This is a genomic window from Giesbergeria sp. (genome assembly GCF_028686475.1).
Taxonomy (GTDB): Bacteria; Pseudomonadota; Gammaproteobacteria; order Burkholderiales; family Burkholderiaceae_C; genus Simplicispira.
This window is the reverse complement of record NZ_JAQUCA010000012.1, coordinates 1-24,808: the sequence shown is the minus strand read 5'-3', so window position 1 is coordinate 24,808 and position 24,808 is coordinate 1. Positions and strand designations below refer to the sequence as shown.

Genomic DNA, 24,808 nt, shown 5'->3' with positions numbered 1-24,808 from the left:
GCAGCGGTGCGCTGATGGACATCCAAGGAGGCACCGGTGACTCCTATCAAGGGGAGGCTGATTGTAGACCTGTGTATGCTACCTGCTGGTATTGCAGCCATAGAGGGCTTATAGCAAGGGTGGTTTGTAAGATAAAAAAGTTCGGGGTTTAATACCGTCGGTCACCAGCCAGACTGGAGGCCCTCTTTGTTTGAACCCCTAAAGGAATTTACGATGAAAAAAACCCTTGCCCTGTTGGCCTTGGCTGCTGCCGGTGCCGTTACTTCTTTGCCTGCTGCGGCCCAGTTTGCCAAGGCCGAAGATGCCATCAAATACCGCCAATCGAGCTTTTTTGTGTTGGGCCAACACTTCAGCCGCATTGGTGCGATGGCCAATGGCAAAGCCCCCTTTGATGCCAAAGTAGCCCAAGAAAACGCCGAACTGGTCGCTATGCTGGCCAAGTTGCCCGGTGCAGGTTTTGGCCCCGGCACCGACAAAGGTGCGCCCACCAAGGCCAAGCCCGAAATCTGGACGGAGCAAGCCAAATTTAAGGAACACGCCGAGAAGTTCCTGACCGAAACCACCAAGCTGGCCGCCGCCTCCAAGACCGGTGATTTGGCCCAACTCAAGGCCGCTTTTGGCCCCGCCGCGCAAACCTGCAAGGCTTGCCATGACGCCTTTAAGGACAAATAAACTCTTGGGCTGTACGCTAATCCCATCTCCGGACAATAGGGGCCTCTAGCGGCCACCACCGAGGCCGCAACCCTTGCCGGGTTGGGCCTTTTTAGCGTGCCGAACGCCAGACCAGCCACCACCGACCAGAGAGACACAATTTATCATGGGCAATCGTCTAACCGCCATCGCTACCCGCACGGGGGACAACGGCACCACGGGCTTGGGCAACAACCAGCGCGTTTCTAAAAACAGCCTGCGTATCCATGCGCTGGGGGATGTGGATGAGTTGAACTCCCACATTGGTTTGCTACTGTGCGAAACACTGCCGCAAGACATGCGCGAGTTGCTGATTGACGTGCAACACCAATTGTTCAATTTGGGGGGCGAGTTGTCGATTCCGGGCTATCAATTGCTCCAACCCGAGGCGGTGCTGCAACTAGACCAAGCACTGGCCAACTACAACGAAATGCTGCCACGTCTGCTAGAGTTTATTTTGCCCGCTGGCAAACGCGCCGCTTGCCAAGCGCACATTTGCCGCACCGTAGCCCGCCGTGCCGAACGCGCCGTAGTAGCGCTGGGCAACGAAGAATCTCTGCACGACACGCCGCGCCACTACCTTAATCGCCTGTCCGACCTGATGTTTGTGCTGGCGCGCGCCCTCAACCATGTCGATGGGGGCGATGATGTCTATTGGCACAGCAGCCGCTTGGCACAACTCACCGAAAGCGCTACGCCATGAATGCCTTGCTGGCCCGCTTGCGTATTGGTGTACGCCTCAAACTAGGCTTTGGTGTGCTGATGGCCATGATGTTGCTCATGGCAGCCATTGCCATCTTGCAAATGAATCGGGTGGCCGATACCAACCACCAATTGGTGCATGAAGAATGGGTCAAGGCCGAAGCCAGCAGCGTGATTGAAGCCCTGACACGCGCCAATGCCCGCCACACAATGGAGCTGGTGCTGTTTATTGACGATGCCTCTTTGGCGCGCAACAAAGAAAAAATTGAGGCCAACCGCTTGGCCATTAACCAAGCCTTGGCCACCCTAGAGCGGCTGATTGACAGCAGCGAAGGCAAAGATTTGCTGGCCCAAGTGCAAGAAGCACGGGGGCGTTATGTGCAATCGTTTAGCAATGTGCGCGCTTTGGTAGAAAGCGGTGACCACGCCAAGGCTTTACAGTTATTACAAACAGAAACCTTGCCTACCTTGGATGCGCTGCAAGTCAAAGTCGGTGCGCTCAATGCCCTAGAAAAGCAGCGCGTGGACAATGGCGGACGTTACATTTTGGAAGAAATTGGCAGTGCGCGCTGGTGGCTGCTGGCGCAAGCCTTGGCCGGTTTGGTGCTGGGCACGGTGTTGTCGCTGTGGATTACGCGCTCCATTGTGGCACCACTCAAACAGGCGTTGCAGGTGGCCCAACAAGTGGCTGCGGGGCGTTTGGGCAACCCAATTCAGGCCCAAGGCCAAGATGAAACCGCCGACTTGTTGCGCGCCTTGCACCACATGGACGATAGCCTGATTCACATCGTGACCCAAGTGCGCTTGGGCACCGAGAGCATGGCCAGCGCTACCCAGCAAATTGCAGCGGGCAATATTGATTTGTCCTCCCGCACCGAAGAAGAAGCCAGCGCGCTAGAGCAAACCGTGGCCTCCATCCACGAGCTGACCAGCACCGTCAAACAGAATTTTGAACACAGCAAAATAGCCAACCAAATTGCCGATGCCGCCTCTCAAGTGGCGGCCAAAGGCGGTGAAGTGGTGGGTCAAGTGGTGCATACGATGGACGATATCAATGTATCGTCGCGCAAAATTGCCGACATCATCAGCGTGATTGATGGCATTGCCTTCCAAACCAACATTCTGGCCCTGAACGCAGCGGTAGAAGCAGCCCGTGCGGGCGAGCAAGGGCGCGGCTTTGCCGTGGTGGCCTCAGAGGTGCGGAACTTGGCGGGCCGTGCTGCCAGTGCAGCCAAAGAAATCAAAGGGCTGATTGATGCCTCGGTGAACAACGTCACGGCAGGCTGTACCCATGTCGAGCGCGCCGGGGCCACGATGGATGAAATTGTGGTCAATGTGCGCCGCGTGGCCGACATCATGGGCGACATTGCCCGCGACAGCCAAGACCAAAGCACCAGCATCGACCAAATCAACCAAGCCATGACGCAGATGGACCAGGTCACGCAATCCAACGCGGCACTGGTGGAGCAGGCCGCAGCGGCCGCCCAATCTTTAGAGCAGCAAGCGCAAAGTTTGCTACAAGCCGTGAGCGTATTCCACTTGCCGCCCCAGCGCCAAGGCTAGGCAGGCCAGCTGGGCAGCAGCACCATGTTGCCCGGCACAAACTCTCTGCCCAAATGGCGCGCTAAAGGCTATATTGGCTGCTTCCTGTGCTGGAGGCCCGCTATGTTTGAATCCGCAGAAATTGCCCACAAGGTCAAAAAATCCGTCTATAAAAAAGCCGTCCCGGCCTTGCGCGCCGCCTTGCTAGAGGCGCAAATTGACCTGTACGAGGGCAAAAAAATCCCAGTGGTGCTGCTCATCAGCGGCCAAGATGGCGCAGGTAAAAGCGAGACCATCAACCTGCTGTACGAGTGGATGGACCCGCGCTTTTTGTCCACGCTGGCCTTTTCTCCGCCCAGCGAAGAAGAACGCGAACGCCCCCCCATGTGGCGCTACTGGCACGCCTTGCCGCCCAAGGGGCGCGTGGGTATTTTTGCCGGTTCTTGGTACTCGGACACCATCCGCGAGCGCATTTTGGGCAATATCTCCTTGCAAGAGGTGGATGCCCACGCCGACCAAATCAACCGCTTTGAGGCCATGTTGGTCAACGAAGGGGCGTTGGTCCTCAAATTTTGGTTTCACCTCACGCGCGACGCGCAAAAAAAACGCCTCAAAGACCTAGAGAGTGACCCACACACCGCTTGGCGCGTCACCAAATGGCACTGGGAGCGCCTAAAAACCCACGACAAACTACAAGAAGTAGCTGGGCATTTCTTGCGTATGACCAACACCCCCTGGGCACCGTGGGTGGTGGTGGATGGCAGTGATGATTGCTACCGCTCTTTAACCGTAGGTCAAACTTTGCTGGCAGCGATGCGCGCGCGCCTAGACCGTCCGGCCATCTTGCCGACCACCACCGTGGCCCCTTTGGTACGCACCGATATTGACGGGCGCAACGTGTTGTCGGTGCTGAACCAGCAACTGTCTTTAACCCAAGACCACTACGAGAACGAGCTGGCACACTGGCAAGGCCGTTTGGCGGAGTTGTCGCGCGCGCCAGCGTTCAAGCACCGCGCAGTGGTATGCGCTTTTGAAGGCTCGGATGCTGCGGGCAAGGGCGGAGCCATTCGGCGCGTTTGTGCCGCCCTGGATGCCCGTTTGTACCAAGTGGTACCGATTGCCGCCCCCACGGAAGAAGAACGCGCCCAGCCGCACCTGTGGCGTTTTTGGCGGCATCTGCCACGCCACGGCCATGTCACCATTTTTGACCGCACTTGGTATGGGCGGGTGTTGGTCGAGCGGGTGGAGGGCTTTTGCAGCGAACACGATTGGCTACGCGCTTACACCGAAATCAATGATTTTGAACACGAGCTGGCCGAGGCAGGCACCATCGTGGTCAAATTTTGGTTGCAAATCAGCCAAGACGAACAACTGCGCCGCTTTAAAGAGCGCGAAGAGATTGCCTTTAAGCGTTTCAAAATCACCCAAGAAGACTGGCGCAACCGCGAACAATGGAACGCTTACCAGCAAGCGGTCTGCGATATGGTGGACCGCACCAGCACCGGAACGGCACCTTGGACGCTGGTAGAGGCCAACGACAAAAAGTATGCACGCATCAAAATTTTGCGTACCCTGTGCGAACGCCTAGAGGCCGAGTTGCAAACCCCACCCAGCAAACACAGCCTAGAGCGCCTGAAAAAATTAACCAAGCCAGAGGCCCACACCAGCAAAGGCAAGGATAAAGACAAGGGCAAAGAGAAAAAAGCCTCGTAGGTTGGGTTGCGTGCAACCCAACATTGCTTAATCCAACATTGCTTAACCCAACACCAAACGGCAATTGCATCACTCCTTTGGGGATAAGGTGGTGGTTCGGGTTGGGGGATGTTGGGTTACATGCGTAACCCAACCTACGCTTTGCGCCGTTTGGGTCGGCTGGCGCTGACGGGGGCGGTGGCTGCTGTCAGGGCTTGGTAACGGGCAAACAAAAAGGCAACGCGGGCGGTATCGTCGGGTGGGCCTTGGTAGCCATAGGCGGCATCGACGGCTTTGTCTAATTGTTGGTGGGCTTTGCTTAGTTGCACCGGCATGGTTAATGGGTCGTACAGGTCAGCCAAGGTGCTATCTGCAAATTGGGCGCGGGCATCCAGCACGGCTTGGGCGGCAGCGGCGATGGCTAGGCGGCGTTTTTGTACCGGAGCTGGCGCTGGCTGCTGCGGGGTGTCTTCTGGCAAATCGGGCCAAGGGAAGTTGTTGTAAACGATGTCTTTGGAGTAGCGGTAATCGCTTTTTAGGCGACCACAGACGGCACGCATCCAAGCGTTGTGCATGGTGCTGCACAGAATACCAAAGTGGTACAGGGTTGCCCCGGCAGCTATTTTGACCAAATTGCTGCACAACGTTTCTGGCTGCTCAAATCCGAAGGGCACGAAGGCCCGGCGCTCCGACGACACCTCGGGCAGTACCAAATAAGGCTGGTCTGGGATGTTTTCTACATGAAACCGCGTTGGAGTTTCAGCCAGTTTGCGCGTGGGCGCACTTTTGCTCGCCAATCGCAATGCTTTCACAGCCTGTATGCGTTCCAAGCACTTGGGCAAGTGGCGTAGTTCATTCGGGCTGGCTTGGCCCAGCCACAGACACCAGCGTTCGTAACCGTTCAAAAATTCATCGGCCCCCAGCCAGCGGCGGAAGAATTTGGCCGCGCTAGGTTCTTGCTGAAGGAAGGCTTCTTTTTCTTCAGTGGTAAATAAATAATGGCCGCCATCAATCGGCTTGTTGCCAATACCTATCTCGGGCACGTTACAAAGTGGCGTGCTACGGCGTGGCAACACCACATCGGGCGCATCCACCAAATAAGGGTTGATATTCTGTGCCGATACAGCCACCGGCTCCCCGCGAATATCCGGGTAGTGGTAAATCAGATTGTCCGTGCGCTCCTCTAAGCCAAAACCCACAATCACGCAATGCACAGCGGCCACGCCCTTGGCATCGTTGCTCCATTGGAAGGTGCGGTGGGCAAATTGGATTTTTATCCCTTGGGCCAACATCCAGCCCCAAAGCACCCCCACCTGTTCACCTTGGGTAATGCTGTTGGTGGACACAAACGCACAACGCACCCTCCCCGCAGAACTATCGCCGCGCAGATAGCGCGCCGCCTTCACATACCAAGCGGCCACCAAGTCCAACAAACCAGCATTGTTGACATCGGCCAACACCCGGCGCGTGTCTTCACGCTGGGCATCGCTCATAAACTTGGCCCCGACAAACGGCGGGTTGCCAATCACATAACTGCACTGCGTGGGCGGCAGCACCTCGGCCCAATCCAGCGTCAAGGCGTTGCCCTGCACAATGTTGGCCTTACGCACCAGCGGCAAGCGGTTAAAGTGGCCGCCCAATGCTTGGCTGGCGCGCAGGTTTTCTTGGTGGTCGGTCAACCACAGCGCCACCGTGGCAATGTGGGCCGCGCTGGCTTCAATCTCAATACCGTGGCATTGGTGGACATCGCACTGAATTTGCTCAAACTCCTTGGCATCCAAGGTGCCACTGACAGTGCGTTGGCGTTGCTCTAGTTCGAGCAAAGCCTCGACGGCATCCAACTCCAAACGCCGAATTTCGCGGTAGGCCAATACCAAAAAATTGCCACAGCCACAGGCTGGGTCAAAAAAATGCAGGCCGCGCAAACGCGCTAAAAAAGCCTTGAGCCGGGCTTTGCTGCCGCGTGCAGTTTTGAGGTCTGCTTGCAAAGCGTGCAAAAACAGCGGGCCAATCACGCGCAAAATGTTGATTTCGCTGGTGTAGTGTGCGCCCAGTTCGCGCCGCTTGCTGCTCTTGGCCGTCACGCCCTCGTCATCGTGGTGAATCACCGCCTGAAACAAGGAGCCAAAAATGGCCGGGCTGATTTGTGACCAATCAAATTGTTCGGCGCAGTGGAGCAGCACACTGCGCGCGGTGCTGTCAAAGTAACACCGCTCTAACTGTCCAGCAAACACGCTGCCATTGATATACGGAAAACCGCGCAACTCGTGCGGCAGGTTTTTGGGCCGCTGGTTGGGGGCGCGGTTCAGGGTGTCAAACAGGTTTTGCAGCGCACCGTCCAAATCACTGCCATCTTCGCGCGTGTGTTGGCGCACATAGCGGCTGAACGCGCCGGGGCTGTCAAAAATGGCGGTGTCTTCGGCAAACAAGCAAAACAGCAGGCGCACCAAATAGCGCTCTAAATCGGCCCCGTGGTAGCCGCCATCGCGCATGGCATCGTGCAACTGGGCAATGTTGCGCGCGGCGCTTTCGTTGACGCTGATTTGCTCGGCGCGCGCTTGGGTTTCAAAACCGGCCAAAAACAAATAGGCATCTATTTGCTGCGGAAACTCGGCCAGCGTATGGCACAGCGGCGCGCTGCCATCGCCGCGCCGGTACAGGTGCAGATGCTCAAAATCACTCACCAAAATGTAAGCGGGCAATTCGGCATCTTGCAGGCCGGGCAGGTAATCTAGCGCCTGCTGGTAGGCGGCTTGCAAGTCTGCGCCGCGCGATTTCATCTCTATCAGCAATTTGCCGGGATAGAAACCATCCATGCGCCCACTGCTGCCGCCGGATTTTTTAACACGCTGCTCAAAACTGACCAAGCGTTTGGCCGAAAAGCCGAACACCTCGCACAAATCCCGGATAAAGTTTTGCGCCTGGCCCATTTCGTAGCTGGCGCTGGCGTAGTCTTTGGCGAAGGCGTAGGCGCGGTGCAGAACTTCTGCTTTGTTCAGGGTAACGGTCATGGCCACATTTTGAGCGCAAAAGACGCATCAAACGTAACCCAGCGCACCCGTGTGTACGCTGGGACTGCGCTGCGCCTTAAACGTCGATATTGCCCGCGCGCAGCGCGTTGGTTTCGATAAAGTCGCGCCGTGGCTCGACTTCATCGCCCATGAGCATGGTAAACACGCGGTCGGCCTCGATGGCATCTTCGATTTGCACGCGCAACAGGCGGCGCACTGCCGGGTCCATCGTGGTCTCCCAGAGTTGCGCCGGGTTCATTTCGCCCAAGCCTTTGTAACGCTGGCGCGCCGTGGTGCGCTCGGCTTCCGAAATCAGCCAGCGCATGGCTTGGCGGAAATCGGCCACTTTTTCTTCTTTTTGCCGTTCGCCCTCGCCGCGTAGCACCTTGGCCCCCTCGCCCAGCAAGTCCCTAAAGGTAGCTGCTGCTTCGGCCAGTGCGGCATAGTCGGCCCCCAAGACAAAATCTTGCGTGATGGTGCTGCTTTTGACGTTGCCGTGGTGCTGGCGGCTGATGCGTAGCAGCGGTTTGTCGCTACGCACGTCAAACTCGCCCGCCACCGTGGCCGGGGTGCCGGAGGTGTTGAGTTCGCGCAGCTGGGCCTCTAGTGCGGCGGCGCTGGCCTGCGCTTCGGCCAAGGTGTCTAAATTGAGCGCCACGCCATCGGCCACGGCGCGCAGGGCTTCGGCATCCATAAAACCCGACAGGCGGGCAATCACGCCCTCGGCCACTTGGTGCTGGCGTGCCAGTTCGGCCAAGGTGTCGCCGCTGAGGGTTTGCGGCGTTGCGCCGCCAGTCAATACGCTGGCATCTTTGAGCGCAATACGCAGCAAAAAGCTGTCTAGCGCGGCGGCATCTTTCAGGTACAGCTCTTCTTTGCCGGCTTTGACTTTGTAGAGCGGTGGCTGGGCGATGTAGATATGGCCGCGCTCGACCAGCTCGGGCATTTGGCGGTAGAAGAAGGTGAGCAACAGGGTGCGGATGTGCGCGCCGTCAACGTCGGCATCGGTGTTGTGGCAGCACAGGCCACCCATGCCAGCAACAAAGTTCTCGTCGTCTTGCACCGAAAAATCGTACACCATGCCGTTGCTGGCCTGCACTGGCTCAATGCTGGTGATGGGCAAGGCAATCAGGTCGCCATCGAGGCGCTCAAAGCGGCGGTTTTTCTCGTTGCTGACCCCGCAGGCCAGCGTGGCGCGCAAAGCATCGGCTTGGGCGTGGTCGGCCCAGACGGATTCCAGGCGGCGCAGGTCGTTCTGGGTGCAGACGCTGATGGTCCAGTACGGTTGGCGCGTGATGCAAGGCTCACCACGGATGCTGCGTTCTACGCCATCGGGCTGGAGGTGCGACAGCGAGGCCACCACGCCCAGCGAACTGAGCAGGTACATCAAGCCGCTGGCTAAATCGTAAGAGGCCGTAGTAAACGAGATTTTCTGCTTTGAAACCGTGCCATCGCCCAGCAAATAACCACGCAAAAATGCCAGCCGCAGTGGCTCACTGACATTGAACACCAGATCAGGAATGCACTTGCTCGACGACACCGTGCCCTCGACAAAACCAAACAGGTGCTGCCATGCCAGTGCCGCCACCCGGTTGACCAGCTTGAGTTCGGCGGCGCGCTCGGCCTGTTGGTACAGCACCGGGCTGTGACCAAATAAATGGCTGAAATGGCCAACCATCTCGCTGGCAAAACCCTGATTGTTTTGGCCAATCGACAGGCGCACGCCATTGCGCGCCGAGCAAGAGCCTTCGGCCAGATAAAAGCCCAGCAAGGTGAGCAACGAGGCATCGACGGGCAGCTGGCGTTGCAAACCGTGGCCGGCGTGATGCTCGGGGGTCAATTCCAAATCAGTACGTTGGGCCAACCAAGCCACATCTTCAGCATTTAGCTCGGACAAACGCACTTGGTCACGCACCGCGTTATGGCCGGAGGGCGTGCCAGCTTGCTGCCACTGGGTTTGCAGGCGACTGGGACCGACATTGGCGCGTTGCAGGAACACTTCTTCATTGGCCCCAACGGCGCGCAGATAGGCGGTGTAATGCTGCATAGTGGGGCGTGAGCTGCCGTTCTCCCAAGCGTAGAACGTGACCGGCTGGCGGATACCCACAGCGGCACATAACTCGGCATTGCTCAGGCCACTGGCACGTCGCCGTTGCGCTAGTTCGGCGCGCACATCCTCGGGCAAATCAACACGTGGGCTGCCCCAGTCGTCATCGGCATGGCGCGCCAAGACTTGGGCGCGGCTCCAGTCTTCGATAGCCGGGCCGCGTAGCCAAATTTGCTGCGCGGCGGTGGGCACCGCCCACAGGCGTTCTAGCAAATCCAGCTGCTGTGGGGCCTGCACTGGCAAACGCAAAGTACCGGGGGCCACTACCTTGTCGCCCACGCGCAAGGCATCGCCGCGCTTGAGTTGGATGGCACCGTTTTCATGCACAAACACGCTGTGGCTGGACGTGACACGCACGGTGCGGCCATAGGCGGTACGCACGGCGTACAAAGTTTCGTCCAGCGGGTGGCGAATTACCGCTTTAATCGGCTTGAAGCGCACGTCATGGGCATCGACACCAAAACACAGCACCTCGCCCAAATCTGCGCCTTGCACTTTGGCGACACCGTCGGCGTTTTCTAGCGCGCCATGCTGCTGCAAAGCCGCATCAATGAAAGCACCAATCCGCACCATGCGTGCGCCCTGTGTGCCAGCACGCACAAACACATGGTCATCGCCATCCACACTCATGATGATGATGCGGTGGTAGCGCAGTTTGTCGATATTAAAGTCGTCCGCCCCGGCTTTGCTGCCTTCTCCTTCGCTGGCAGTTTTGCCAATGCCGGTGCCCAAGGCGGTAATCAGCGTCAAAATTTCATTGCTGGTGAGCAGTTTTTCATAGCGCGCTTTTTCGACGTTCAAAATTTTGCCGCGCAAGGGCAAAATGGCTTGGAACTTGCGGTCGCGGCCCTGCTTGGCGCTGCCACCGGCAGAGTCCCCCTCGACAATATAAATTTCGCACAGCGCTGGGTCTTTTTCTTGGCAGTCGGCCAGTTTGCCCGGCAGGCCCATGCCGTCCAATACGCCCTTGCGGCGCGTCATTTCGCGCGCTTTGCGTGCTGCCTCGCGCGCGCGGGCCGCTTCGACAATTTTGCCGCAAATGATTTTGGCATCGACTGGGCGCTCTTGCAGAAAATCGGTCAACAGTTTGCCGACGATGTCTTCCACCGGAGCGCGCACTTCGCTGGATACCAGCTTGTCTTTGGTTTGGCTGCTGAATTTAGGCTCGGGCACTTTGACACTCAGCACGCAGCACAGCCCTTCGCGCATGTCGTCGCCGGTCACTTCGACCTTGGCCTTCTTGGCAAAATCGTTTTCTTCGATGTATTTGTTGATGACGCGCGTCATGGCGGCGCGCAGGCCGGTAAGGTGCGTACCACCATCGCGCTGTGGGATGTTGTTGGTAAAGCACAGCACCTGCTCGCTGTAACTGCTGTTCCACTGCATGGACACTTCGACGCCAATGTGCGTGCCAGGAATGCCGCCGTAAGTCTCTGCCGGGCGCTCGCCAGCGGCATAAAAGGAGGTGGGGTGCAATACCGTTTTGCCCTTGTTGATAAATTCGACAAAGCCGCGCACGCCACCAGCGCCCGAAAAATCATCTTCCTTGCCGCTGCGCTCGTCTTTGAGGCGGATACGCACACCATTGTTCAAGAACGACAACTCGCGCAGGCGCTTGGCCAAAATCTCGTAGTGGAACTCGTTGTTCTCTTTGAAGATGTCGGTATCGGGCAAAAAATGCACTTCGGTGCCGCGCTTGTCGGTCTCTCCCACCACCTTCATGGGCGAAACCTCGGCCCCTTCTACGTTGTAGGTGATGCGGTTTTGTACAAAACCTCGGCTAAAGTCTAATACGTGTACTTTGCCTTCGCGGCGCACCGTGAGGCGCAGTTTTTTGCTCAGGGCGTTCACGCAGGATACGCCCACGCCGTGCAGCCCGCCCGAGACTTTGTAGCTGTTTTGGTTGAACTTGCCGCCCGCGTGCAGTTCGGTCAGGGCGATTTCGGCGGCACTGCGTTTAGGCTCGTGCTTGTCGTCCATTTTTACGCCGGTAGGAATACCGCGCCCGTTGTCGGTCACGCTGATGGAGTTGTCCGAGTGGATGGTCACCACGATGTCATCGCAGTGCCCGGCCAAGGCTTCGTCGATGGAGTTGTCCACCACCTCAAACACCAGATGGTGCAGGCCGGTGCCGTCCGAGGTGTCGCCGATGTACATGCCGGGGCGTTTGCGTACCGCCTCTAAGCCTTCCAAAATCGTAATCGCCCCCTCGCCATAGCCCTCGCTGGCCCCAGCCTGATGGGCATCAATTTTGGTCACGGGCGCGGGGGTGTTGCCGTTGTCTTCGGGCAGGGAGTGTTCAGCAGCGGTCATGGAGTCAGGCCTTGGCAATGCGGGGGAAACCGAAAAATACACAAAAAAATCAAAGCGCTGCCCAGAGGGAAGGGCAGCGCCAGCAGCTTAAATACGCATTGGCATGACCACGTATTTGAAACTCTCGTTTTCGGGGATGGTCAGCAGCGCCGAGCTGTTGCCATCTTGCAGCTGCAACTTGACCATGTCTTGGCCCATGCTGGCCAAGGCATCAATCAGGTAGGTGACGTTAAAGCCAATTTCGATGCTGTCGCCGTTGTAATCAATATCGAGTTCATCCACCGCTTCTTCTTGCTCGGCGTTGTTGCTGGCCACGCGCAGCACGCCGGGGTCTAGGTTGAGGCGCACGCCCTTGAACTTCTCGCTGGTCATGATGGCGGTGCGTTGCAAGCAAGCCAGCAGCGGGGCGCGGCCTAGCGTGACTTCGTTTTTGTGGTTGCGCGGAATGACGCGGTTGTAATCCGGGAACTTGCCTTCGACCAGCTTGGTGACAAACTCCATCACGCCAAAATTAAACTTGGCTTGGTTGTGGGCAAAGCACATCTGCAAGGGGGTGTCGGTGTCGCTGAGCAGGCGCTGCAATTCAAGCACGGTTTTGCGCGGCAAAATGACTTCTTGCTTGTTCGGTACTTCAATGTCCAGCGTAGCGCTGGCAAAGGCCAAGCGGTGGCCGTCGGTGGCGACCAAACTAAGCTGCTTGCCTTCGGCCACAAACAAAATGCCGTTGAGGTAGTAGCGAATGTCTTGCACTGCCATCGCAAAGGCGACTTGACCGATCAAGTTCTTGAGGGTTTTCTGTGGCACGCTGAAGGTGGGGCCAAAGCTGGCCGCCTCTTGCACCACCGGAAAATCCTCGGCGGGCAGGGCTTGCAGGGTGAAACGGCTTTTACCGCCCTTGAGCAGCAGCTTGCTTTGGCTGTTCTCTATTGCCACGGTTTGGTCGTTGGGCATGGTACGCAAAATTTCAATCAGCTTGCGCGCATTGACGGTGGTGGCAAAGTCGCCGGTGTCGCCACCCAAATCGGCGGTGGTACGAATCTGAATTTCCAAGTCGCTGGTGGTCAGTTGCAGGGCGTTGCCGGTTTTGCGTAGCAGCACATTGGCCAAAATAGGCAGGGTATTGCGGCGCTCGACAATGCCCGCTACCGACTGCAATACCGCCAGTAATTTGTCTTGGGGAGCTTTGAGGACAATCATGGATAAAAACCTTTGGATGATAGAGGGGGCTGCTGCTAGAGCGAACCACAGGGGCAGGAGCGCAGTCCAGCCAAACCCGCCATTTTGCCCGTTTGCAGCGGCAGTCGGACAAAAGCACAGGGGGTGCAGCAATTCTCAATTTGACCAAACGGGAGCAAACTCGGGGCTGGACACAGCAAGGGGAGGCTGTGATGGTTGCCATCGTGAAGGACAAGGGGCTTGATTTTGCCCGGTTAATGCACCGAGTACGCGAAGTGCTGGAGCAACTGCCCGATGTCCGTCAGGGCAAGAACCGGCACTACCGCATGGGGTCGATGCGGGCCTGAGCGCGTTTTCGGTCTTCTTCATATCCTCTCCGGGCTAAACCCCAGAACCTTACCCGCATCTTTGTAACTACTTGATTTGCATAGACTTTTTCAGTAACCACTTCCCTGAATACACTCTCTATTGGATATATAGCGCTGGCCTAGCGTTTAAGCCGCCCTCTGTTGGCTATAAGCCACCAGCGCTTCTAGCTTGGCTTGGGCTGCCCCGCTGTCAATCGCTTGTTGCGCCAGCGCCAGCCCAGCGGCAATGCTGGGGGCGACATTGGCGGCATACAAAGCCGCACCTGCATTGAGGCAAACAATATCGCGTGCGGGGCCGGGTTGACCTGCCAGCACGTCCAACACCATGCTGCGCGATTGCTCAGGCGTTTCTACGCGCAATTGGCGCGTGCTAACCATCGGCAGGCCAAAATCTTCCGGGTGGATTTCGTACTCGGTAATTTGGCCGTCTTTGAGTTCACCCACCCAAGTGCTGGCCCCTAAACTGATTTCATCCAAACCATCGCGGCCATAAATCACCAGTGCATGTTCAGCGCCCAAGCGTTGCAGAGCGCGCACTTGGATACCGACCAAATCCTCATGGAACACGCCCATCAAAATGTTGGGTGCGCTGGCCGGATTGGTCAGTGGCCCCAAAATGTTGAAGAGGGTACGCACGCCCAATTCTTTACGCACCGGGGCCACGTTTTTCATGGCGGGGTGGTGGTTGGGGGCGAACATAAAGCCAATACCCACCTCGGCAATGCACTGGGCAATTTGTTCAGCAGACAGGTTGATGTGTACCCCGAGGGCTTCCATCGCGTCGGCGCTGCCGCTTTTGCTACTGACACTGCGTCCGCCGTGCTTGCTGACTTTACCGCCCGCAGCGGCAATCACAAAGGTGGCGCAGGTAGAGATGTTGAAGGTGTTGGCCCCGTCACCGCCGGTGCCCACAATATCCACCAAATGACGGCTGTCGGCCACCTGCACTTTGTGCGAGAACTCGCGCATCACTTGGGCGGCGGCAGTGATTTCGCCGATGGTTTCTTTTTTTACCCGCAGGCCGGTGATGATGGCGGCGGTCATCACCGGCGACAACTCGCCGCGCATGATGAGCCGCATCAGGTGCAGCATTTCGTCGTGAAAAATCTCGCGGTGTTCAATCGTGCGCTGGAGCGCCTGCTGGGGGGTGATGGACATGGTGGTAAAGCGATAAAAAAGAAGGGCGATTGGCCGTGGCCTGAGTCTATGCGCTATGGGGCACGATGGGCCAATGTCGTCGCGCTGGGCATGGCCGCGCAGCGCTCCAACAGCATGGCATCGCCATAGCTAAAAAAACGGTAATTGCGCTTCATGGCGTAGTGGTACAAGCCCATCACCGGCGCATAACCGGCAAAGGCGCTCACCAGCATCATCAGCGTGCTTTTGGGCAGATGAAAATTGGTCAGCAGCAAATTAACCACTTGGAACTCAAACCCCGGCGTGATAAAGATATTGGTCTCGCCCGTGGTCTGGCCGCTGCGCGCCCAAGACTCTAAAGTACGCACCGTGGTCGTGCCCACCGCCACCACGCGCCCGCCGCGCTGGCGGCAGCGCTCTAAGGCGGCCAAGGTGGCCAGCGGCACTTCGTACCATTCGCTGTGCATTTGGTGTTCGGCCAAGTTCTCGGTTTTGACTGGCTGAAAGGTGCCTGCGCCCACATGCAGCGTCACGCTGGCGCACTCGATGCCTTGCGCGGCCAAATTGGCCAGTACCTCTTCGTCAAAATGCAGTGCCGCAGTGGGGGCGGCTACGGCACCGGGAGCGCGCGCAAATACGGTTTGGTAGCGCTGGGTGTCTTCGGCGGCGTTAGGGTCGTGGGCTTGGTTTTGTTGGCGCTCGATATACGGCGGCAAGGGCAAGTGGCCGTGGCGCTCCATCAGCTGCCAAGCGCTTTCTTGGGCCGGGCCATGCAGCGCGAAGCGGAACAGCGGGCCGTGTTCGTCCGGGTAGCGCCCCAGCAGCACGGCATCAAAGCCACCGCCGTGGCGGCCCCCGGCCATGTGCAAGGTGGCACCAGGCTGCGGTTTTTTACTCACCTTCATGTGCGCTACCACTTCGTGGTCGCTCAAGACGCGCTCAATCAGCAGTTCTAGTTTGCCGCCACTGGATTTTTCGCCAAAAATGCGCGCTTTAAGCACACGGGTATCGTTGAACACCAGCAAATCACCAGCACGCAGTAGGCCGGGCAGGTCGCGGAAGATGCGGTTGACGGGTTGCGCGCCCCGGCCATCGAGCAAGCGCGAAGCACTGCGCTGCGGCGTAGGATGTTGGGCAATCTGCTCGGGCGGCAGAACAAAATCAAAGTCACTCAGGGTGAAGGCGGTAGAAACGGCAGCAGCAAAATCGGGCATGGGGCTTGAGGGCCGAACAGGCCCGTACCAAGGATAAATAAGCGCAGATTGTCCCATGCCCACCTGTCCCATAATCGCTGCGCTGCGGGTGTGGTTCTGCCATGCCTGCGGTGTCGTGCCGCCGTACCCTGAATGCTGGGCGGTGGTGTGCCTGTTTAGCGTCTAAGGAATCCATCGCCATGCCTCTTGTCGTGTTCAACCAGAAAGGTGGAGTGGGCAAATCCACCATCACCTGCAATCTGGCTGCCATCAGCGCCAGCCAAGGGCTACGCACCTTGGTGATAGACCTGGACGCGCAAGGCAACTCCAGCGCCTATCTCTTGGGCCATGCGCCCGCACCAGAGCAACCGGGCATCGCGCATTTTTTTGAGCAAACCTTGGGTTTTAGCTTTCATCCGCTGCCGCCCAGTCACTTTATCCAGCGCACACCATTTGCCCAGTTGGATTTGCTGGCCTCTAGCCCACGCTTGGATGAGTTGCAAACCAAGCTCGAGTCGCGGCACAAAATCTACAAACTGCGCGAAGCGCTGCAAGCCTTGGCATCAGATTACGACCGCATCTACATTGACACTCCGCCAGCGCTCAATTTTTATACGCGCTCGGCCTTGATGGGTGCAGCAGCTTGCCTGATTCCGTTTGACTGTGATGATTTTTCGCGCCAAGCGCTTTATACCCTGCTGGCCAATGTGCAAGAAATCCGCGCCGACCACAACGCCAGCTTGCAAGTGCGCGGCATTGTGGTGAACCAGTTTCAGGCGCGCGCCAGCTTGCCCCAGCGCTTGGTGCAAGAGTTGTTGGATGAAGGGCTGCCGGTGTTGCAACCCTACCTGCCGCAATCTATCAAGGTGCGCGAATCGCACCAACAAGCCACGCCCATGATTTACCTCGACCCCCGGCACAAGCTCACCCAAGCCTTTGTCGCCCTGCACCAATCTTTGGCGGCTACGCCTGCTGCCAGCACTTAAATTTGCCCATGCAATTACAAGATATTCTGTATTCTCAAGGTTTTGGCACACGCCGTGTCTGCGCGGGTTTGGTACAACAGGGCTGGGTAGAAGTCTATGCCGCTGGCCCAGAGCAAGCACCAGTGCAGTGCCTCGATGCCACGGCCCAGTTTACGCCAGAGGGGCTGCGCTTTCGGGTGCAGGGTGTGGATTGGGCCTACTTTGCCCATGCCTATGTGATGCTGCACAAACCCGCAGGCACCGAATGCTCGCAAAAGCCCTCCACCTATCCCAGCATCTACACCCTGCTGCCCGCACCTTTGCGCCAAAGGCCCGTTAAAAGCGCCATCCAGGGCGTGCAAGCCGTCGGCAGGTTAGACCAAGACACCACCGGCCTGTTGCTGCTCAGTGACGATGGCCAGTTTATCCACCGCATGAGTTCGCCCAAAAAGCATGTGCCCAAAATTTACCGCATCACGGCCAAACACGCGATAACACCCGCGCAAATAGAACGCCTGCTGGCCGGTGTGGTGCTAGACGATGACCCCAAACCCGTGCGCGCTGCCGCTTGCAGCTTGGTGGATGAACACACTTTAGATTTAACCCTGACCGAAGGCAAATACCACCAAGTCAAGCGCATGTTGGCCGCCGTGGGCAACCGGGTCGAGGGTTTGCACCGCCGCCAAATTGGCCAGTTAGCGTTACCAGCAGATTTAGCCCCCGGCCAGTGGCGTTGGTTAAGCGCACAAGATTTGCAGCGTTTAAGCGCCGTTGCGGCCAGTGCGTAGTTAAACCGTCTTGGTCGCGCGCCATAATAAGAGACATACTTCTTCCGTGCCCCAGTGGCCCGCCCTTTTCCCACCACTTGCCCGAAAACGAGTCCGCCGCTATGGATACCTTTGTCTGGGATCAAAATTTTGTCACCGGCTTGCCCGATGTCGATAAACAGCACCATGCTTTGGTAGATTTGTTTAACGAACTCAGCAGCTCGCTTTTTCTGACCGACGATTCCCGCGAGGCCGTAATGAGCGAGATTTTTGACCGCTTGGTGGCCTATACCCATTACCACTTCAGTGATGAAGAGTTGCTCATGGAGGCCGAGGGGGTTGACCAGCGCCATGTGCTGGCACACAAAAGCTTGCACCAGCAATTTGTGGCCCAAGTGCATAGCATGTGGCAGCAGCGCGGCCTGATGGGGGACCCGGCAGAGACTTTTGTCGGTTTCTTGACCTCGTGGTTGGGAATGCACATTTTGGGCATAGACCAATCTTTGGCACGGCAAATTACCCTGATTCGCCAAGGCATGTCACCCGCCCAAGCCTTTGAGCAAGAAAACTCGGCCTACGATAACGGCACGCAAGCCTTGCTAAAAATGATTGGCAAGCTCTACCATGTGCTATCGGCGCAAAACACCGAGTTGGCCCAAGCCAACCAGCGCCTAGAAGAGCGGGTGGCCCGGCGCACGCGCGAGTTGGCCTTGACCAACGAGGAGCTGCAACAGGCCAATTTGCGCTTAGAAGCCTTTTCGCGCACCGATGGGCTGCTGCAAATTGCCAACCGAGGTTATTTTAACGACCGCCTGGCCCAAGCCTGTGCCAGCGCCGCCCGGCGCCAAGAGCCGGTGGGCCTGTTGATGATTGATGTCGATTTTTTCAAGCGCTACAACGATACCTACGGCCACCAAGCGGGCGATGCTTGCCTGAAAGCCATTGCCAAAGCCGTGCAAAGCGCCACCCAGCGCACCACCGATTTGGTCGCCCGCTACGGTGGCGAGGAGTTGGCCGTGATTTTGCCCGACACCGATGAGCAGGGCACTGCCGAAGTCGCCCGGCGCGTGGTGGCTGCCGTGCTGGCGCTAGAGCGCGAACACAAAGCCTCGGATGCGGCCCCTTTTGTCACGGTCAGTGTGGGGGCAGCTTGCCAAATACCAGAAGGTGTAGCCGGAGACAAAAATCTGCTCAGCAGCGCCGATGCCGCCCTGTACCGCGCCAAAGAGGCCGGACGCAACTGCTGGCTGCTATCGGTTTAAGTGGTTGCGTAAAGCGTAAAGCTTGAAGCGCTTAGGCCAACATGGCTTGGGCAGCAGCTTGGTCGGCGGCTACTTCTAAAATTTTCAAGAAGCCGCTGATTTCAAACACCTCGCGCACATGGGGGGCCATACCGCACAACACCAAGCGGGCTTGGGCCTGTTTGGCGCGCTTGGCCGACATCAGCACAATCCGCAGACCCGCACTAGAGATGTAATCCAACGCTGTAAAATCAATAATGGCGTGGCGGCCAGGGGTGTCAAACAGCGGTGTGAGGGATTTTTCTAATGCGCCTGCGGTGGCGCTATCCACCCGACCCATAATGCAGGCCACACGCGCCGCGCCCAGTTCTGAAATCGTACATTCGAGAGCCATTTTTTTCTTTCTAGCAGAGAAGCAATAACAACTTAGTCGTCTTTACGCAGGGTTTTGAGCAGCACAATCAGATTGCCACTGCCATCGTAATAGGTGCGGGCATCGTCCATCAGGGTTTTGACCAAATGTACGCCCAAACCGCCCACTTGGCGCTCGTCTAAATCCATATCGAGGTCGGGTTCTGGAACCTCGACAAACGGGTCAAACTGCGGCGCATCGTCTTTGATGATGATTTCTAGCCAATCATCCGAGATGCTCATCCGCACCCGAATCATGCGCCCCTCGGCCCCCTTGAGGCCGTGCAGCACGGTGTTGGTAATCAGTTCATCTAAACATAAATTGGCAGAGAATGCCAAATCTGGCCGCTCGGGCAGGGCATCTTCTACGGCAGTGGCCAGTTTTTCTAGCTCTTCTAATTGGGCTGGCAAGGAATAATCCAGCAGCAATGTCTTTTGGCGCAGTTCGGGCAGTGGGCTATCCATCAGGAGCTCCTTACTTTCTACAGAGAATCAGACAGGTCAGGTCGTCCGAAGCCTCGGCACCATTGACGAATTGTTCCACATCTTGCACCAAGGCCGCCACCAAGGCCGCTGGGCCTTGGGCCGGTTGGGTTTGGGCCAGCCAGCGATGCAGGCGCTCGTCGCCATAGGCTTCATCTTCGGGGGAGAAGGCTTCGGTGACACCATCGGTGTACAGCACCAAAGTGTCGCCGGGGGCCAGTGTGGTGCGCTGGTCTAGGTAATCCATGCCAGGAAATACGGCCAGTGCCAAATCGTGGGTGCTGAGCAGTTCGCGCACTTGGCCATCGGCTTGGCGCAGCAACGGTGGGTGGTGCCCAGCGCTGGCGTAGCACAGGCTGCCGTCGCGCGGGTCAAAAATACCGTAGCAGGCAGTGACGAACAAGTCCATTGGGTTGCGCTCGCACAGCAGGTCATTGGCTTGGGCCAACACTTGGTGTGGTGGCTGGCCGCTCATGGCCAAATCCAACAACACGGTGCGCGAGACGGCCATAAAAAACGCTGCCCCTACGCCCTTGCCAGACACATCGGCCACCAAGAGGCCATAGCGCCCATCGGGCAACAGGAAGCCATCGTAAAAATCACCGCCCAACTCGCGTGCCGGGAACATGGCCGCATGGACGGCCCAACCCGGTTCATTGGGAAACTGCTGCGGCAAGATGGCCAATTGCATGGCGCGCGCCAAGTTGAGTTCTTCTTGTACCCGGTCGCCCACGGCGCGCAGTTGCTCGTTTTTTTCGGCCAGCTCGGCAGTGCGTGCTTGCACTTGGGTTTCGAGTTCGCGTTCGCGTGATTCGTTTTGCTCGCGAATCACCTCCAGCAAGCGGCCAAACTCTACCGCCACGGTGTTGAAGTTGCGCGCTACCAGCACCAGCTCATCTTGGGTGTCAATTTGGATGCGGGTGTCTAAGCGCCCAGCGCAAAAGGCATCGGTGCCGTCTGACAGGCTACGCAAGGAGCGCAGGGTGGACAGGTAAATACCGACAAACAGGTAGGCAATGGCGGCCAACGCTCCCACCAACAGGGCGGCAATCGTCCATTGGGTGTATTGCAAGTGGCTGATGCGCGCTTGCAAGTGGGTGTCGGCCAGACGGGTCACGGCTTGCAGCAGGGCGCGCGCGCGCTGTTGGTTGTCATTGGCCAGCAGGCGCAATTCGTCCAAGGCTTGCGGGTCATCCAGGGTTTTATCGGCCGCATCTTGTTGCGCCACAATGCCCACCAGCAGGGCTTGCAGTTGGGTTTGCAGGGTTTGGGCTTGTGGGTGGTGTTCGAGCAATTGGGCCACACCGGCTTTCAGGCCGGGCATGGACTCACTAAGCACCACTTGCGCGCCCAAGGCATAAGAGGCCATATCGCCGGTATTCAGGGCCAGTGCGTCTTGCTGCTTGCCCAAAGTGTCCAGCACCAAGGGCAGGCGGCTGGTGAGCAGTTCAAAGGTGGCATCGAGTTCGGAGTCCACATTAAGCCGGTAGGTGCGCGCACTGGCCTGCAACAGCCCCAGCATGGCGTTGATAGCCCCATTGAGCACCGCAAAGCGCCGCTGTGCAGGCGCGCTGGCATCGAGTTGCTGCACCTGCTGCCAGCGCTGTTGCAGTTGCGTCCAAGCGGCATCTGGGCTATCGGTGGATGCGGGGGTCAAGGCGGCCAAGGCTTGGCTGGCTTGGGGCAGGGCATCGGGTGCCGGGCCGCGCACGGCTTGGTCACGCAGTTGCACCATGTGCGCCAACGCCTCGGCCTGCAAGGCAAAAGCGCGCAGGCCGGCGCGTTCGGTGTCGGCACTGTGGCGCGCTTGGCGCACTTGCTGCCACAGCGGCATACTGAGCGAGGCCAAGGCCACCAACACTACCACGCCAATCAGCAGGTATTTGCGCGAAAAGCTCAAGCGCCCCGAGAGCCAAATGGCCGGGGCAAACCAACGTAACACTCTGTCCGAAAAAACTGACACCGGCGCTTAGGGGGTGGGGTTGCTGGAATCGAGCAGCACCTTGACCCCTGCATCGGCATTTTTGCGGTCCAGGTAGCCAATCGCACCGGGGGTGGTTTGCACCACTTTGTTGACATCGGCGGCAGTGGCCACCTCGCGCGGCGGAAAACCCATGCCAGTAAAGGCTTGCCGCGCCCAATAGGAGCGCAATTGACCCGGACTGCGCCCAGTAATCTTGCTGTAAAACTCCATGCGTAAGGGCGCACCTTCTTTGATGTCAATCGGTTGAATCGGCTTGCCATCGGGCCAAGTTTGTACCTGTTTCAGAAAAATTTGCGTGGCTTGGCTGGGGTCAATTTTTTCAACCGGCACGGCACGGTTGGCAATCACCACCACCGAACCAGCGGGTGCCGAAGTTTGTGCCCAAGTTGATACAGGGGCCGTTAAGGCCACTCCCAACAGCAGCATAGGAAAGGATTTCATTGCCAGACCTTAGAAAACGACATCCAACACCACACTGACCAGATGGACACGGTTGTCGATAGGCAGTGGCTTGAAGTTGGCAAACGGCCCGGGATGGTAAGGGCTGGGGGTTTTGAAGCGGTCATATTGCACTTTGAGTGCCATATTGTCTGCAAAATCCCAGCGCACGCCCACCGTAGCCGAATGGGACGATTTGTTGGTGCCGGTGGCGGCATCATCGAGCGCCCCTTTGAGCTGCGCCAGCCCGCCATCGAGCTGGGGATTCAGGCCGGTAGGCCCCAAGCCACTGGTGTCCAAGGCGGGCGTTTTGCGCTGCTGGCGGGCTAAGCCGATGTAGGGGGTGAAGTTGCCCACACTGCGCCCCAGCGTCAAGTGGTAGCTATCGGCGCTGCCCAACATGCCCGAGCCAGAGGCAAAACGCGCCCATTCACCCAGCATCGTCCAGCCGTCCCAGTTGGCGTTAAAACCTACGCTGGTGTAGATGGGGGTGCTGTCAAAGGGGTTGATGTAGCCCAAGGTGGCTTGTGCTTTGCTGCCCAAACCTGCGCGCAAAGCGCCGGGCAGCATCGGATTGGCGGCCAAGGCCGATAAGCCGCCTGCCATTTGTGCCAAGCCAGCATTGAGCCGGTCCACTTGGGACGAGCGCAAGGTGGTGCTATCGACCCACGTGCGCGAAGCACGCAGCGTGACATGCGGCAGCGCTACGCTGGCCGCCAAGCCTTTGAGGCCGGTCACCTCGTTGTCCGATGCAATCACCGGGTTCATGCTGTTGAAGCGGATTTTGTAACTGCTGCTGCCTGCATAGGCTTGCAACAACCAAGCGGCGTTGCCTGTATGGTGGCGCCATTGCACATCGGCACCATCAATCGCAATCACGCTGTTGGCAATCCAATACACCGGCAGCGGCGGGCGCACCGTCATGTTGGCATAGCCAATTTCGGTCACATCTGAATCAAAATACAGCGGACTGCGGTAGCGCCCTACGCGCACCGCGACGTCTGGCCCCCATTGTTGGCGCAGGTAGCCCATACGCAGTTTGGGGTCCATGTTCTCGCCAGCGCGCCCCACCATTTGCAGCACCGCCGAGGTGGACTCGCCCGCTTGCCAGTTCAGTTGCAGCCCCAGCACCGAGTCAAGGTTGCCCGAAACCCCACTGCGCGCCAACGATTTTTGGTCAAACGAGAACACCATCCCGGCATCATCGTTGTGGTGGTGCGTCAGGCCCAAAGTGGCAAACCCCGACATTTTGAAAGCGGGTGGCGGCGGGTTGGAGGCCCAATCCGTCTCTTGCGCCTGCACTGGGCACCACACCAGCAGCGACCACAACAAAGCGCCCAGAGGCAAACCAGGCACACAGGGCGGGGAGGATGATGGCGATGGCGCAGAGGCTTCCTGCATAGGCATTTTCGGTAAAAGGGAGCGAAAAATAAACTGAATGACCGGCAACGATAGCAAACGGCTCAAAATATACGGGGCTACCTGAAACTTGGCCAGCATAATTTAGCCAAGTTACTTTGTTTACACTTTATCTGCCGGAGGTGTGTGCCATGCGTTTTTCTGTTGCTGTGCGCCAAATTTTGACTACGGTCGGACTGTGTGCGGCCGCGCTGCCCGTGCTATCCCAAGTGGTGATTAGCGATCCACCTGCCGAACACCACTTCGGCAAGATACCGTTGGGGGCAGATTATGCAGCGCAGTATTTTTCGGTCTTTAACCAAGGCCGCAGCCCGGTAACCCTAGGGCAAGCCCGCATTGATGGCCGCATGGCGGTTTGCATGGCCTTGGGCTGCCCCAGTGTGGCCCCAGAAGACTTCACCATGGATGGCGCTGATGGTTGCAGTGGCCAAACCTTGCAACCGGGGCAAGGCTGCTCTACCTTGGTGGGCTTTGTACCCACTGCTATCGGCACGCGGGTGGCCCGTTTGGTTTTTACACTGGCCAATGGCAGCGAAGTAGAGCGCATCATCAGCGGCATGGGTATTTCGCAGCCGCTAGAGTGCGTGCTAGATTGGGCCGAACGCACCTACCCTGATTTGTTGTTGCAACCCACCCCCACCCAAGTAGATAGCCCATATATTGGTCGCTGCTACCAAGGGGGCGCTTTGTGTCTGGGGGCCGATGTGGCGGTGCCCACCTTTGCCCCAGCCAGTCTGTATTATTTGCTTCAGGGGCAGATGGGGGTGTTGGGCCAGCTAAGCGATATTGCGGCCACGGCCACGCAACTGCCGCCCGCTACGGCGCGCTGCAACCAGCTTTAACTGCGAATTACGACTTCCGAATTGCGCGGTGTGTTGACCTGCCATTAGGGCAACCACTGGGGTTGCCAACAGTTAACAAAAACATAGACAAATGAGGACTTTCATGTTAGATTGCTGACCGTTGATCTTCAATGGGCTTTGTTGCACAAATCTGAAAAAAGACGGCATTCCCCTTACCCCAGACGGATTTATGCCACAGCCACCGTCACAGGACGGCCCATTTGCGTGAAGCGGTTGAGCAAAGCGACGCGCACTTGCAGCTCCACCACCTGACGCTCAAACGTGCGCGCCATCACCCGCTCGCCCAAGCGTTTAAAGCAGTGCATC

The 24,808-nt window shown here is 57.9% G+C and carries 19 protein-coding genes and 1 pseudogene; 9 read left to right on the top strand and 11 right to left on the bottom strand.

What is annotated here, in order from left to right; all coding sequences use genetic code 11:
• Positions 1-213 precede the first annotated feature (213 nt).
• From PHX60_RS09630 to pap, 4 genes are all read left to right on the top strand, one after another.
• A complete protein-coding gene (locus tag PHX60_RS09630; protein ID WP_300077060.1) occupies positions 214-672 on the top strand; it encodes a cytochrome c in 459 nt (152 codons plus the stop codon).
• 145 nt (positions 673-817) lie between these two features.
• Positions 818-1,393: a cob(I)yrinic acid a,c-diamide adenosyltransferase gene (locus PHX60_RS09625; protein WP_300077059.1), complete on the top strand. Its 576-nt coding sequence runs from the start codon at positions 818-820 to the stop codon at positions 1,391-1,393.
• Entirely contained in the window at positions 1,390-2,955 is a 1,566-nt protein-coding gene (locus PHX60_RS09620; RefSeq protein WP_300077058.1) for a methyl-accepting chemotaxis protein, read from the top strand. Before PHX60_RS09625 ends, PHX60_RS09620 begins: the two co-directional genes overlap by 4 nt.
• A gap of 102 nt (positions 2,956-3,057) precedes the next feature.
• On the top strand, positions 3,058-4,647 hold the full coding sequence (gene pap, locus PHX60_RS09615) for a polyphosphate:AMP phosphotransferase (protein WP_300077057.1): 1,590 nt from the start codon (positions 3,058-3,060) through the stop codon (positions 4,645-4,647).
• Positions 4,648-4,781: 134 nt separating this feature from the next.
• Here pap and PHX60_RS09610 read toward each other — a convergent pair whose 3' ends face one another.
• From PHX60_RS09610 to dnaN, 3 genes are all read right to left on the bottom strand, one after another.
• A complete protein-coding gene (locus PHX60_RS09610) occupies positions 4,782-7,637 on the bottom strand; it encodes a DNA methyltransferase (protein WP_300077056.1) in 2,856 nt (951 codons plus the stop codon).
• A 76-nt stretch (positions 7,638-7,713) separates the two neighbouring features.
• Complete coding sequence (locus tag PHX60_RS09605; RefSeq protein WP_300077055.1) at positions 7,714-12,057, bottom strand: DNA gyrase subunit B; 4,344 nt, start codon at positions 12,055-12,057, stop codon at positions 7,714-7,716.
• A gap of 87 nt (positions 12,058-12,144) precedes the next feature.
• Positions 12,145-13,254 (bottom strand): DNA polymerase III subunit beta, encoded by a 1,110-nt coding sequence (gene dnaN / locus PHX60_RS09600; RefSeq protein ID WP_300077054.1) that lies wholly within the window; start codon positions 13,252-13,254, stop codon positions 12,145-12,147.
• 191 nt (positions 13,255-13,445) lie between these two features.
• Here dnaN and PHX60_RS09595 point away from each other — a divergent pair, with 191 nt between their 5' ends.
• Entirely contained in the window at positions 13,446-13,580 is a 135-nt protein-coding gene (locus PHX60_RS09595; RefSeq protein ID WP_300077053.1) for a hypothetical protein, read from the top strand.
• Between the two features lie 147 nt (positions 13,581-13,727).
• On the opposite strand, the gene trpD is transcribed toward PHX60_RS09595, so the two are convergent.
• Both trpD and queA read right to left on the bottom strand, forming a co-directional pair.
• Positions 13,728-14,759: an anthranilate phosphoribosyltransferase gene (gene trpD, locus PHX60_RS09590; RefSeq protein ID WP_300077052.1), complete on the bottom strand. Its 1,032-nt coding sequence runs from the start codon at positions 14,757-14,759 to the stop codon at positions 13,728-13,730.
• 53 nt (positions 14,760-14,812) lie between these two features.
• On the bottom strand, positions 14,813-15,952 hold the full coding sequence (gene queA, locus PHX60_RS09585) for a tRNA preQ1(34) S-adenosylmethionine ribosyltransferase-isomerase QueA (RefSeq protein ID WP_300077051.1): 1,140 nt from the start codon (positions 15,950-15,952) through the stop codon (positions 14,813-14,815).
• Positions 15,953-16,131: 179 nt separating this feature from the next.
• Between queA and PHX60_RS09580 the strand changes: the two genes are divergently transcribed.
• The 3 genes from PHX60_RS09580 to PHX60_RS09570 all read left to right on the top strand — a co-directional run bounded on the left by PHX60_RS09580 (position 16,132) and on the right by PHX60_RS09570 (position 18,925).
• Positions 16,132-16,917 (top strand): ParA family protein, encoded by a 786-nt coding sequence (locus PHX60_RS09580; protein ID WP_300077050.1) that lies wholly within the window; start codon positions 16,132-16,134, stop codon positions 16,915-16,917.
• 8 nt (positions 16,918-16,925) lie between these two features.
• Positions 16,926-17,684, top strand: coding sequence for a 16S rRNA pseudouridine(516) synthase (locus tag PHX60_RS09575; protein ID WP_300077049.1), 759 nt, complete (start codon positions 16,926-16,928; stop codon positions 17,682-17,684).
• Between the two features lie 101 nt (positions 17,685-17,785).
• Positions 17,786-18,925: a diguanylate cyclase gene (locus PHX60_RS09570; RefSeq protein ID WP_300077048.1), complete on the top strand. Its 1,140-nt coding sequence runs from the start codon at positions 17,786-17,788 to the stop codon at positions 18,923-18,925.
• 31 nt (positions 18,926-18,956) lie between these two features.
• Here PHX60_RS09570 and PHX60_RS09565 read toward each other — a convergent pair whose 3' ends face one another.
• Genes PHX60_RS09565 through PHX60_RS09545 form a run of 5 tightly spaced genes read right to left on the bottom strand, consistent with a single transcriptional unit; the run spans position 18,957 to position 23,621 of the window.
• Complete coding sequence (locus PHX60_RS09565; RefSeq protein WP_300077047.1) at positions 18,957-19,298, bottom strand: STAS domain-containing protein; 342 nt, start codon at positions 19,296-19,298, stop codon at positions 18,957-18,959.
• A 32-nt stretch (positions 19,299-19,330) separates the two neighbouring features.
• Positions 19,331-19,780: an ATP-binding protein gene (locus tag PHX60_RS09560; RefSeq protein ID WP_300077046.1), complete on the bottom strand. Its 450-nt coding sequence runs from the start codon at positions 19,778-19,780 to the stop codon at positions 19,331-19,333.
• A 10-nt stretch (positions 19,781-19,790) separates the two neighbouring features.
• Positions 19,791-21,761, bottom strand: coding sequence for a SpoIIE family protein phosphatase (locus PHX60_RS09555; protein WP_300077045.1), 1,971 nt, complete (start codon positions 21,759-21,761; stop codon positions 19,791-19,793).
• Positions 21,762-21,767: 6 nt separating this feature from the next.
• Complete coding sequence (locus PHX60_RS09550) at positions 21,768-22,223, bottom strand: phosphate ABC transporter substrate-binding protein (RefSeq protein WP_300077044.1); 456 nt, start codon at positions 22,221-22,223, stop codon at positions 21,768-21,770.
• 9 nt (positions 22,224-22,232) lie between these two features.
• Positions 22,233-23,621 (bottom strand): hypothetical protein, encoded by a 1,389-nt coding sequence (locus PHX60_RS09545; RefSeq protein ID WP_300077043.1) that lies wholly within the window; start codon positions 23,619-23,621, stop codon positions 22,233-22,235.
• Between the two features lie 149 nt (positions 23,622-23,770).
• Between PHX60_RS09545 and PHX60_RS09540 the strand changes: the two genes are divergently transcribed.
• Positions 23,771-24,481 carry a hypothetical protein gene (locus PHX60_RS09540; RefSeq protein WP_300077042.1) on the top strand — a complete coding sequence of 237 codons (711 nt, stop codon included), beginning with the start codon at positions 23,771-23,773 and terminating at the stop codon, positions 24,479-24,481.
• 188 nt (positions 24,482-24,669) lie between these two features.
• On the opposite strand, the pseudogene PHX60_RS09535 reads toward PHX60_RS09540, so the two are convergent.
• Positions 24,670-24,808: pseudogene (locus PHX60_RS09535) on the bottom strand (IS5/IS1182 family transposase); the annotation flags it as partial.

What these genes read in the sequence shown, in the direction of transcription:
- PHX60_RS09630 (WP_300077060.1), top strand. Translation starts at nt 214, where the DNA reads ATGAAAAAAACCCTTGCCCTGTTGGCCTTGGCTGCTGCCGGTGCCGTT.
- PHX60_RS09625 (WP_300077059.1), top strand. Translation starts at nt 818, where the DNA reads ATGGGCAATCGTCTAACCGCCATCGCTACCCGCACGGGGGACAACGGC.
- PHX60_RS09620 (WP_300077058.1), top strand. Translation starts at nt 1,390, where the DNA reads ATGAATGCCTTGCTGGCCCGCTTGCGTATTGGTGTACGCCTCAAACTA.
- pap (WP_300077057.1), top strand. Translation starts at nt 3,058, where the DNA reads ATGTTTGAATCCGCAGAAATTGCCCACAAGGTCAAAAAATCCGTCTAT.
- PHX60_RS09610 (WP_300077056.1), bottom strand. Translation starts at nt 7,637, where the DNA reads ATGACCGTTACCCTGAACAAAGCAGAAGTTCTGCACCGCGCCTACGCC.
- PHX60_RS09605 (WP_300077055.1), bottom strand. Translation starts at nt 12,057, where the DNA reads ATGACCGCTGCTGAACACTCCCTGCCCGAAGACAACGGCAACACCCCC.
- dnaN (WP_300077054.1), bottom strand. Translation starts at nt 13,254, where the DNA reads ATGATTGTCCTCAAAGCTCCCCAAGACAAATTACTGGCGGTATTGCAG.
- PHX60_RS09595 (WP_300077053.1), top strand. Translation starts at nt 13,446, where the DNA reads ATGGTTGCCATCGTGAAGGACAAGGGGCTTGATTTTGCCCGGTTAATG.
- trpD (WP_300077052.1), bottom strand. Translation starts at nt 14,759, where the DNA reads ATGTCCATCACCCCCCAGCAGGCGCTCCAGCGCACGATTGAACACCGC.
- queA (WP_300077051.1), bottom strand. Translation starts at nt 15,952, where the DNA reads ATGCCCGATTTTGCTGCTGCCGTTTCTACCGCCTTCACCCTGAGTGAC.
- PHX60_RS09580 (WP_300077050.1), top strand. Translation starts at nt 16,132, where the DNA reads ATGCCTCTTGTCGTGTTCAACCAGAAAGGTGGAGTGGGCAAATCCACC.
- PHX60_RS09575 (WP_300077049.1), top strand. Translation starts at nt 16,926, where the DNA reads ATGCAATTACAAGATATTCTGTATTCTCAAGGTTTTGGCACACGCCGT.
- PHX60_RS09570 (WP_300077048.1), top strand. Translation starts at nt 17,786, where the DNA reads ATGGATACCTTTGTCTGGGATCAAAATTTTGTCACCGGCTTGCCCGAT.
- PHX60_RS09565 (WP_300077047.1), bottom strand. Translation starts at nt 19,298, where the DNA reads ATGGCTCTCGAATGTACGATTTCAGAACTGGGCGCGGCGCGTGTGGCC.
- PHX60_RS09560 (WP_300077046.1), bottom strand. Translation starts at nt 19,780, where the DNA reads ATGGATAGCCCACTGCCCGAACTGCGCCAAAAGACATTGCTGCTGGAT.
- PHX60_RS09550 (WP_300077044.1), bottom strand. Translation starts at nt 22,223, where the DNA reads ATGAAATCCTTTCCTATGCTGCTGTTGGGAGTGGCCTTAACGGCCCCT.
- PHX60_RS09545 (WP_300077043.1), bottom strand. Translation starts at nt 23,621, where the DNA reads ATGCAGGAAGCCTCTGCGCCATCGCCATCATCCTCCCCGCCCTGTGTG.
- PHX60_RS09540 (WP_300077042.1), top strand. Translation starts at nt 23,771, where the DNA reads ATGCGTTTTTCTGTTGCTGTGCGCCAAATTTTGACTACGGTCGGACTG.